The 10716-nt window shown below is 43.9% G+C and carries 11 protein-coding genes; 8 read left to right on the top strand and 3 right to left on the bottom strand.

The window, feature by feature from the left end; genetic code table 11:
- Positions 1-273: 273 nt before the first annotated feature.
- From ACP5N5_RS03375 to ACP5N5_RS03390, 4 genes are read left to right on the top strand one after another with little or no spacing between them, the layout of a single operon-like run.
- Entirely contained in the window at positions 274-1119 is an 846-nt protein-coding gene (locus ACP5N5_RS03375; RefSeq protein ID WP_428132941.1) for a TatD family hydrolase, read from the top strand.
- Positions 1120-1157: 38 nt separating this feature from the next.
- Positions 1158-1433 (top strand): hypothetical protein, encoded by a 276-nt coding sequence (locus tag ACP5N5_RS03380; RefSeq protein ID WP_428132944.1) that lies wholly within the window; start codon positions 1158-1160, stop codon positions 1431-1433.
- A 29-nt stretch (positions 1434-1462) separates the two neighbouring features.
- Complete coding sequence (locus ACP5N5_RS03385; protein WP_012609130.1) at positions 1463-2458, top strand: AIR synthase family protein; 996 nt, start codon at positions 1463-1465, stop codon at positions 2456-2458.
- A gap of 21 nt (positions 2459-2479) precedes the next feature.
- Positions 2480-3013 (top strand): hypothetical protein, encoded by a 534-nt coding sequence (locus ACP5N5_RS03390; RefSeq protein ID WP_428132946.1) that lies wholly within the window; start codon positions 2480-2482, stop codon positions 3011-3013.
- Here ACP5N5_RS03390 and ACP5N5_RS03395 read toward each other — a convergent pair.
- Positions 3010-3633 carry a Snf7 family protein gene (locus tag ACP5N5_RS03395; protein ID WP_012609128.1) on the bottom strand — a complete coding sequence of 208 codons (624 nt, stop codon included), beginning with the start codon at positions 3631-3633 and terminating at the stop codon, positions 3010-3012. The genes ACP5N5_RS03390 and ACP5N5_RS03395 overlap by 4 nt on opposite strands.
- A gap of 153 nt (positions 3634-3786) precedes the next feature.
- Between ACP5N5_RS03395 and ACP5N5_RS03400 the strand changes: the two genes are divergently transcribed.
- The gene (locus tag ACP5N5_RS03400) at positions 3787-4086 is read left to right on the top strand and encodes a hypothetical protein (RefSeq protein ID WP_428132951.1); all 300 of its coding nucleotides are present in this window, start codon (positions 3787-3789) and stop codon (positions 4084-4086) included.
- 150 nt (positions 4087-4236) lie between these two features.
- Here ACP5N5_RS03400 and ACP5N5_RS03405 read toward each other — a convergent pair whose 3' ends face one another.
- Positions 4237-4920 (bottom strand): GTP cyclohydrolase, encoded by a 684-nt coding sequence (locus ACP5N5_RS03405; RefSeq protein ID WP_276814465.1) that lies wholly within the window; start codon positions 4918-4920, stop codon positions 4237-4239.
- Between the two features lie 70 nt (positions 4921-4990).
- On the opposite strand from ACP5N5_RS03405, the gene glmS reads away from it, so the two are divergent.
- Together glmS and ACP5N5_RS03415 are read left to right on the top strand one after the other, a co-directional pair.
- Positions 4991-6805 (top strand): glutamine--fructose-6-phosphate transaminase (isomerizing), encoded by a 1815-nt coding sequence (glmS, locus tag ACP5N5_RS03410; protein WP_428132954.1) that lies wholly within the window; start codon positions 4991-4993, stop codon positions 6803-6805.
- Between the two features lie 123 nt (positions 6806-6928).
- Complete coding sequence (locus ACP5N5_RS03415) at positions 6929-8035, top strand: tryptophan--tRNA ligase (RefSeq protein WP_276814469.1); 1107 nt, start codon at positions 6929-6931, stop codon at positions 8033-8035.
- 26 nt (positions 8036-8061) lie between these two features.
- On the opposite strand, the gene ACP5N5_RS03420 is transcribed toward ACP5N5_RS03415, so the two are convergent.
- Positions 8062-8715: an orotidine 5'-phosphate decarboxylase / HUMPS family protein gene (locus tag ACP5N5_RS03420; protein WP_428132957.1), complete on the bottom strand. Its 654-nt coding sequence runs from the start codon at positions 8713-8715 to the stop codon at positions 8062-8064.
- Between the two features lie 315 nt (positions 8716-9030).
- On the opposite strand from ACP5N5_RS03420, the gene ACP5N5_RS03425 reads away from it, so the two are divergent.
- Positions 9031-10092, top strand: coding sequence for a polyprenyl synthetase family protein (locus ACP5N5_RS03425; protein WP_428132960.1), 1062 nt, complete (start codon positions 9031-9033; stop codon positions 10090-10092).
- The last annotated feature ends 624 nt before the right edge of the window (positions 10093-10716 follow it).

The following is a 10716-nucleotide window of genomic DNA, read 5'->3' on the forward strand; positions in this document are numbered from 1 at the left end:
GGCCCGCCAATGGCTTTTATAAGATAATATACATCCCACCATACGTAGAAGAGGACGCTATATATGGCTGCGATAACGCCGAGTAATAATACATCCACTATTGTATATTTTTTCACTACCTGATCCATCTATATCACCATGTATTAATATTTATATTTATATCATGGTTATTAAATATTTAATTACTATGTTATCAAAACCAATCATATAAAGCAACTACATGGGGTATTTAAATAATGATAACGCTATTGTAGGACACACGGGGCGTGTACAATGTTCTTCAGCGATGCACACCTACATTCGAACCCTGTTAAAGGCCTTGGGGCTGGCAGGATCTCAGCGAAGTTCCGCAAGGAGGGTGGCTGGTTTATAGCACTCGTAGCTCTTCCCCCACATTACTATGGCATAAAGGAGATCAATATAGAGTCATATAGAAGAGTACTTGAGATACTAAACAGGGAGGCGAAAGCAGCGGCTGAGAATGGGGTGAAAGTAGTTAGACTTATGGGTTTCCACCCTGCTGAAGTAGATGAATACTATAAGCAAGGCATTAAAGGTAGACGCCTCTACGAGCTTGCTGAGAAGGTTTTAAACCTGATAGAGGATGCCTTAAAGAATGGTCTTCTCGACGGGATTGGTGAAGTCGGTAGGCAACACTATGGGACAAGCGTGGAGAGAGTTGTTGTCTCCGAGGCAATAATGATTAAGGCACTGGAAATAGCTAGAAACTATGATGCAGTAGTGCATCTACACTTAGAGCAAGGTGGGTGGATCACAGCATACTCCATTAGGAAGCTGATGGACTTAACCGGGTTTAAACACGGTAAGATGATACTCCACCACTCAGCAATAGACACAGCTGTATCGGCTGAAGAACTCGGGCTAGGATACACTATACCCATAAAGAGCTTTAATAAGGAAGCTATCTCCCTGAAGCTTTCCAATGCCATGATAGAATCGGACTTTATAGATGATCCAGGAAGACCCGGTGTGGCATCATATCCCTGGGAAATACCTAGAGTCATAAGAAACTACTTGGAGGATAACCTGGTTGATGAAGAGTATGTTTATAGAGTAATGGTTGATAACATATCGAAATACTATGGTGTTTCACCGTAAGAGGAGACGAATATTTCAAGGGAAACTAGGTGAGGAAGATGAAGTGTGAGATATGCGGTGAGAAGGAGGCATTGTATAAATGCAATCTCTGTGGTAGAAGAGTGTGTGAGGACGACTTTGACTCGGCGAAGAAGACATGTAAAATATGCAGCGAGGCATTATGCGAGATTTGCGGTCAACAACTATCTATCGGGTACTGTAAGTATTGTGGAAGGATTGGCTGCGAGGACTGCCTTATACAGGTCTCTCCTGTAGAATACATCTGCAAAGACTGTGCCGCAAAGTATCATTTAAAGCTTAAAATAGATAATTGAATACCATGTGGAGAAACCGAGGGGTGCTTATGGATAAGACCGGGAAGTTTTCATGGAGCATTATGAATAGGTTTCTCTCGCTGCTTCCCTCAATGGATCCAGACCTAGTAATAGGCCCGATGCAGGGCGAAGACGCTGCCGTCATCAGATTTAAAGATGGTTTTCTCGTGACACACGTAGACCCCATAACCACTGGAGTGAAAAAAGCCGGTTATCTAGCCGTGCACGTAGCAAGCAACGATATAGCTGTTAGAGGAGTGACCCCGAAATGGTTTATGCCAGTAGTATTAATCCCAAGGCATTATAGTGTGGAGGAGGCGGAGGAATTGTTCAGTGATATGGGGAAAGCACTAAGCGAGATACATGGTGTAGCTATAGGGGGTCATACAGAGGTCACGCCGGGATTAGATAGACCGATAATAGCGATGACTGTGATAGGGTACACTAATGGAAGGGTAATTTCCACGAGAGACGCTGGGGAAGGAGACTACGTGGTTGTAATCGGGAGGATAGGGGGTGAGGGTGCAGGAGTTATTGCATGGGACTTCGGGGATAAATTACTGGGAAAAGTTCCGAGAGATGTTATCGAACATGCACGCAGCTTCATCTACGATGTAAGTATTGTTAAGACAGCTTTAGCTATAAAAGATTACGTGAACACTATGCATGATGCTACAGAGGGAGGTATATTACAAGCCCTTAGGGAAGTAGCATCCGCCAGCAAGAAAGACATCGTAGTCTTAGACAAGGCATTCTACATCGATGAGGAGGTTAAAAGAATAACGAGCGCTGTCAACGTAGACCCGCTTAGATTACTGAGTAGTGGATGTATCGTTGCAACAGTTGCCCCTGGCTACTTAGACAGCTTGTTAAATGAGTTAAAGAAGCATGGTATCAGGCACAGTGTGGTGGGACGGGTTACCAGAGGGGAAGGAAGGGTCATAATTAAGGGAGATAGCGGGGAAACCATTACTATTATAGACTCCGATATTACTGATGAAATTTATAAGCTGTGGAATAAATGAGTCTGAGACTTGGTGGATGCAATGAGTACTACACCGCCAACTATTGAAGGAGTAGTTAGAACACTTACAATGCTCTCACAAAACATTAAGTCCCAAGTTATTGAAAGACATGAGTTAGACTCGAAATCCATCACCCTAATCTCGAGTCTAAGGAAGATAGTTGACGATGTCGCTGTGTGGCTTGATCAAGTGGATAAAAGACTGAAAGCCGAGGATATAAAGAGGGGGGTTACCAGGCTGGCATCATATACCTATCTTATAATAGGTAAAAGCGAAATAGTGGTTATGCGGAGTAAGCCAGAATATATTATTGTATCGGTAAACCTGGAGAAAAACTCGATAAGCATAAAGACAAGAAACACGATTCTATTAATAGAGCCTGGTAGAATATACATGCGTGTAAAAGGGGTAAGTGTTGAGATCGATCCATTAAAGGCAGAGGATTATATATCAAAGAGAGATGAACTAGTAAATGCCCTAAGAGTACTCGGAAAAAACATAGACCTTAAAGTATCACAGTTAATTGAACAGTATGTAAGTAAAAAAGCCGGCTAGCTGCTCTTTACGCTTTCTCCCTCTGGAACGATAGTCTTCGGTAGCTCCGCGAACTTCTCCTTCATCTTCTGCTCTGCTACGATCTTCGCCTCCTCTAATACCTTCTTCGCCTCGCTGTCCATACCTACTCCTATATCCGTGGTTAAGTCTACGATTCCAGCGCCTACGGCTGTCTCTAGTTCCCTCACAGCGTACTGTAGGTCGATCCATATATCTGGTGCCACACCCCTCAATATGTTCACCGCTTCCTTCATAACACCAAGTACCGGTGCAACCTCATTCACAGCGCCACCATATATTATGAATGTCTCAAGCTTTAACGCGGCATGCTCTAATGCATACTGTACGGTGAGTAATTGCTTACTGACCTTCCTTATTTCAGCTACCTCCTTGGCGTACATTTTAGCCCTTAACTCGTCTTTCCTCGTAAGTGATTCAACTATCATTTCAAATAATTCACGGTCTCTTTCAGAGAGTTTTTCAAGGTAGTTGTTTATCCTACCTATCGCAGTCTTTATTCTGTACTGGGCGATTATAGCCTTCTTCTCAACTGGGTCCTTATCATTTGTGAACAATTTCCTTAATTTCTCCCCAACAGTTTCCTCTCTTCTATAGCTCATTAGATATCCCCATCACGCTTATGCACAATTATTTATTTTTAAACCCTGGGATCCCTTGTAACAAAAGAGGCATGCCCGATTTTCCCGGTGAAAACATTTATAAACAATGCATTCCTAGTGTTCTACTAGTTTCTATATTAGAGAGTGGTCCCCGTGTCTACGGAAGAGTTGAAGAAATATATTACATGCCGGAGTAATTGTAGCCTAAGACACATAGAAGCACTCGCGATGATCGGGGTTGTAATGAAGGCTGACATCCTGGACTGCGATAAAAAAGGTTTCAAGAAGCTCGTCGCAACATTAATTGATGGAAGTAAAGTTGACTCTTCCTGCTTCTACAGTGAGGAAGTGGAGCAATCACTTAGAATAATCAATATATATATAGGTTTCGCGAGATCCAGAGGTTCCTTAGGAAAGTTGACCATAGTTGATTCAACCACATATTCTTCATAGCCACTCCCCACCAATCACCGAATTTAAGGATTTGAGGCTCAAACGAATTAATTTATCTCGTGATGAATGGTATTACCGGTGAGCCAAGCGATGAACGGGCCCCAGAGCTGATAACTTTAGACTTTAGAATCCTTCACCACGTTGAAACCCTCATCCCTGTATGATATGTAACCTCCCATCTACGACTCCATCAATTAGGAGTTGAAGCGCCTTAAAAGCATTCCTATACGCGTTACGGCCGATGGGAGACACCCCTACCCCAACAAACCCTATGCTTGATAACTCATTAACTAGGGACCCGAGTTCCTTACCTCCAACAATAGTTACTAATCCAGTTGTTTTCTCAACAAGTAGCCCCCCATACTTCTCTGCCGCCCTATGAATCGAGTTATACAGTGAGTTATACACTATGTATGCATCGTAGCTGCTGGAGAATAATGGTAGCTGTATTGATGCAACCCAGTACTCGTCTCTACTCCCTGCTTCCTCCTCAAACACGAACCTATGGCCTTTACTGAAATATATTGATGCACCCAGTAAAGCTGTTAACGGGTTCGAAGCCGTCACAGAGGCCATTTGAACCCCGTGCATGGTCTCCCTATCTAGTTCAATTAGTAATTCCCTATGTATGTCTTCACCTATTCCATTAGTTAACGCGATATATTCGCCAGTATCGAGGTTGAACACTATTCCCCCATAGGATTGGAGAACCCTATTAATAATGGAGTGAACATTGTAACCATATTCTAGTAGGTAACGGATTTTCTCGGAATACTTCTTATTGTTGAGGTATCTATGGAGCTCTCTGAGTTTTATAATAGTGTATCGAGGCATGACGCGTTCTCCCGTACTCTAGCTAAATTAATATAAATAGAGAATCGAATTATTAAAACGGTGCTTTAGTATGGGAGGCATATTCGGCGTAATATGTAGCACCACTATACCTAGAGGGCTCATAGTTACTGGGCTACGAAGGCTCCTTTATAGGGGATACAATGGCACCGGTGTTGTATTCCCCGTAGACAAGGGGCTTGAAATTAGGAAAGCCCCAGGACACTTGGACGATGTAGTTAAGCAAGTAGACCTGGAAAACATACCCTCCCGTATAGCGCTGGCCCATACCAGGTATGCAAGCCGTGGCTGGCCGGTTTATGAAAATACTCATCCATTAACCGATTGCAACGGGAGGATAGCTGTTGTTGGAGATGGCATAATAGACAACTATGAGGCATATAGGACAGAGCTTGAAAAAGAGGGGCATATATTAAGATCTAGAACCGATACAGAGATCGCGGCACACCTCCTCGAGAAATACTATACTATGGAGAAGGACCTACTAAGAGCTTTACTAAGGATAGGCAGTGAGTTGAAGGGTCTGTACTCATTAGCATTCCTCGTCTCCGGGGTGGATGGTATATTATTTATTCAGAATGGCCAACCCCTGGTCATAGGGATCGGTTCTCAATGCGTGTACCTCTCCAGTGATCTAACATCGCTTCACGGATTAGCGGACACAGCATACATCATTGAGGATGGAATGGCTGGATTAATCAGCTTAGAGAAACAAGTATTATATAGGATCTCGACAGGAGAACACGTGGATTTAGCTAGTCTACAGAGTAAGCGTGTTAAATATGGTATTGAATACGTGGAAAAAGCCGGCTTCCCACATTACATGCTGAAGGAGATATATGAGACCCCGGACGCTATCTATAGGACAACCATTGCAATAATGGATAAATACCTAAGGCTAGCCTCGATGATTATACATGGCGCTAGAGACGTCTATATAGTTGCGAACGGTTCAAGCCTCCATGCAGGATTGGTTGCCTCATACTATTTCGCCGAGCTAGCCGGTATCTCCATTACACCTGTCTCAGCGGCTGAGTTCCCCTACTCCATACTAGAGTCCATAACCACGGGCTCCGTTCTTATAGCAGTGAGCCAGAGCGGTGAGACGAGTGATGTAATAAATAGCGTTAAACTAGCTAAGCAACGGGGGGCCGTTATTATAGGGGTCACTAACAACGTTGGTTCACGCCTTGCGTTAGAATCAAACGTGTATCTACCAATAGGGGCAGGCCCCGAGATCGCTGTGCCGGCTACCAAGTCTTTCTCCTCAACAATAGCTGCATTATTACTACTGGCATCATACACTGGGATATTTAATGGAAGACAGAGCTTCAATGATTATAATGTAATAATTAACGAGATTAGGAACACTAGTAAAGAGCTCAAGGAATTAATTACAAGGTTTGACTCTAGGATTACATCGATAGTGAATTCCCTCCCATTATTCTATAATGTATACGTTGCCGGAAGCGGTATCACATACCCTATAGCGCTGGAGGGCGCATTAAAGCTTAAAGAGGCAGCCCTAATACATGCAGAAGGAGTGCAGCTAGGCGAGTTGAGACACGGCCCTCTTACCCTGGTATCCCATGAATTCCCAGTGATACTAATCGAGCCCTTTGAAGAACCAGCGAAGCAACTCTATTTGAAAGTTGTAAAAGAGGTCCTCAACCGTGAAGCCATATTGTTCTCCATCAATATCAATGATGCCCCGTGTAAAAATATATGTGTAGAAGTGCCGGGTAAAAAATACCTATACCCTGTTATAGCGACGATACCACTTCAATTGTTCTCATACAGGATCGGTGTGAAGCTCGGAAGACCAATAGATCACCCACCAGGGCTGGCAAAGGCTATAACGACATAACTTTAATACTCCTTTCATTGCTCTCTCTTATTAATCGATGAAGGCAATGAGGTATCCTAGTCCAGGTTGAATAGTGATGAGGAATCTCCGGGACCGAGCCAGAATTTGAATAGGGTGGTTGAAATGGGTGCCAAGCTAGATCCATGGGGTCACTACGCTATAGAGGATTACAGGAAACTACTGGAGGAATTCGGTATTAGCCCGATCGATAAGATCCTGGGGCTACTGCCCCATAAACACAAGTACTTTGAGAGACTAGTCATATTCGGACACAGGGATTTCGACGTATGGCTTGAAGCACTTAAACGCGGTGAAAAAGTAGCTGTGCTCACCGGGTTCATGCCTAGTGGAAGACCCCACCTTGGGACAGCGATGGTTTATGAGGAATTAAAGTTCCTTCAATCCCTTGGAGCACATATAAAAATAGCTATAGCGGATGCCGAAGCATATATTGTGAGAAGAGAGGATAGGGGCGAGGTAATAAGAAGAGGAGTTGAATTTGTAGCTCACTCTATTGCATGGGGGATAAACCCGGATAACGCTGAATTCTACTATCAGACAGCTATGGATAATGAATACTATAGACTCATACAATTATTCTCCAGAAAGATCACTGCGGCTGAAATGGAGGCTATATACGGCGATATAAATCCTGGTAAAATTATGGCAGCGCTCACACAATCGGCAGATATACTGCATCTCCAATTAGATAAATATGGAGGTTACAAGTACATAGTGGTACCCGTTGGAGCCGATCAAGACCCACACCTGCGATTGACGAGGGATATAGCTGATAGATTTGAGCAGGAGTTTGGGTTGAAGAGGCCTAGCTCCATCTATCATAAGCTATTAAGGGGGTTGGATGGAAACAAAATGAGTAAAAGCCGTCCTGAGTACGCTATACACCTCGACGATGATCCAGAGATAGCGGAAAAGAAGCTTGCGAACGCGTTAACCGGTGGAAGGGCTACAGCAGAGGAACAGAGAAGACTTGGGGGGGAGCCATGGAAGTGTAGCATATTCGAGCTCTACGTATATCATTTAATAGATGATGAAAAAGAATTGAAGGAGAGATATGATGAGTGTGTGAACGGTAAAATACTCTGCGGGCAATGCAAGAGAATAGCGGCTGAGAAGCTTAGAAAGCTACTTATAGAGCATCAGAAGAGATTCAAGGAAGTGATCACCAGTGGGATAGTGGAAAAAATATTGAAGAAGCCATCTTTTTAACCTACCTATAACTCCACCGCCTCATGTTATTGTGAAAGCTTACCGAGTATTTCATCCACTACTTCAAGGGGATTAGATGCCTTTGTTATAGCACCCCCCACCACTATGATGTCAACCCCTCTCGAAACCAGTTCTCTGACATCTCCAGGCTTTATCCCGCCGGCTACAGCTATTTTAGCCGAGATGCTTCTCCTTAGATTCTCTATTTCCTTAAGCATATGGGTTGCAGTTATACCCCTGGCTTTTTGAACACTTATACCTACATGATATAATACCACATCCACACCCAACCTATCCAACTCGATAGCCCTGTTAACAGGGGATGGATGACTTATGAGGTCGGCCACAACCAGCTTGCCACGGGACCTAGCAGCCTCAACCGCCTCCTTAACCACCTCGTCATCGGCTACACCTAGCACCGTGAAAGCGTCGCCGCCTGCATCAAGTACTATACCGCCCTCTATAGAGGGTACGTCAATGGTTTTAGTATCCACTAGTATGAAGCAGTTTGTCAGGTTCTTCAATGCTTTTACAGCTATCTTGCCCCACGCCTTCAATAGGGGTGTGCCTACTTCAAGCCATATATTTTTACACTGTACATGTGAAGCTATCTTGGTTGCTATGTCAACAGATTTCGTTAGCTCTGCTAGGTCAAGCGCGACTTGAAGTATTCTAGCCATATTGCATCACATGTCTTCTTATATCCCGGGTATAAATTATATTTTCGTAGATGATGCAGATGAGTCTGACCTCTTCCCTGCCCTGAAGGATGAGGCTTTCAAGGGAGAAATAGAAGCTGATGGGGGAGCAGGATATAACATTATCATATTTCAGGTTACCTAACTTCCTAGACCGGTTTATGGGAAAAATACCCTGAGTATACTGGGAGCTACTTGGTGATGCAGGAGCCTAAGCTTATTATTGAAGCCCTTAATAAGAAATATGTGGGTGTATACATGGACCAAATAAATAACGATGAGTTGCTGTAATTTAGTGTGAAACTTGTTGAGGACAACTTGAAAACAGTATTTTCAAAACTAAGAGAAGAGGCATCCTCTGTTTCACCGCTTACATATGATATTATCGAGATAGCCTCGGATTACACTCTGAGAGGCGGTAAAAGGCTGAGGGCGTTTCTAGCTCTCGTGGGCTACTGGAGCAGGGAATGGGGAAGCGGTGATCTAGCAACTATAACAAATGTGATGAGTGGGATTGAGCTACTTCAAAGCTATCTCCTTATACACGATGATGTAATGGATAGGGATGAGCTCCGCCGGGGCGGTCCAACTGTACACGCATGGTTCAGGGATAAATGTCTAAAAGAGATGAAGGGAGACTGTGTACATTACGGTGATTCACAAGCCATAACAGTTGGAGACTACTTGGAGGCGACAGCCGTTGAATATATTTCAAGAGCGAATTTACCTGGGGAAACATTAAGAAGGCTACTGGAAACATATAGTAGGGGGTTGAGGATGGTCGCCTATGGGCAATACCTAGACGTCCTGCTTTCCAATAAACCACTGGGCAACGTATCCGAGAGAGATGTACTATTAGTCCACACCCTTAAGACAGCCTCCTACACTATAGAACTACCCTTGCACTTAGGCGTGATAGCATCTGGGAAATACAGTGAGAAAATACTACGAGAGCTCACCTCCTACGCTATCCCAGCCGGTATAGCGTTCCAGCTGAGAGATGATATCATAGGCCTCTACGGTGACCCACGGCAGACAGGTAAACCCGTTGGAAGCGATGTCAGGGGTAAGAAAAAGACGCTCCTGGTAGTGAAGGCGTACGAGCTCGGAGACCACGAGGTAAGGAGACGGCTAAGTGAGATATATGATGTGCTGAGAACAAATGAAGTAACCCAGGAACACGTAAAATTCGTACAGGAGATAGTCCGTGAAACAGGCAGCCTGGAATATAATGAGGAGCTGATAAAGAAACATGTGGAAAACGCCCTGAAAGCACTCGAGGAATCCAAGGAAATATCAGCTCAAGCAGTCAACATATTAAAATGGCTCCTGGAAAAACTAGCGTACCGTGAAAAATAGCACTACAACTCCACGGGTTTGTAAGTGCAAACATGTGGAACAACCAGCCGTCTCTCACTAGGTGCTTATTCCAAGTCATTTTATATAATTTCATGGATGCACCTAGGGGCTTCCACCTAGCCTAGAGAGCTCTTCAATCCCACCCCATAGGCTCATGGACGGATGCCGAGGTGAACTTAACATACTCCCTATCTAGATTTAGCCCGCCTAGGCCTGGAACAATGCCCCTATAGCCTCGCCAAGTTGTTTCTGGTTTTATAATGGTTTGTAGTATTGGTGATAGTCTTCTGATATATATTATTGCATATACACCTTTCCTATACTTTCTGTATATGATGTTTACACGGCGAACTATCGAAGGCTACAGGATCATCAAATAACCGAAGTACGGGGTTCACGGAAAACAGGGATGGGGTAGCATGCATAAACCTATTCCTTAATTCAAGATGTAGGGTGCCCGCGAACACCCCTAAGCCATATACAAGCCCAAAGGGGATACAGGGGGAACAAGGATGAAGGGGGACATCAATTTATATAAACCTATGTGAGACCTAAACCCCTTTAACATGGAGCTCTAACTAAATATTTCATGAAGAGAGATAAAAACATGTAGTCAAGGTGGCT

The organism is Desulfurococcus sp. (genome assembly GCF_049970475.1).
In the GTDB taxonomy this organism is placed as follows: Archaea; Thermoproteota; Thermoprotei_A; order Sulfolobales; family Desulfurococcaceae; genus Desulfurococcus; species Desulfurococcus amylolyticus.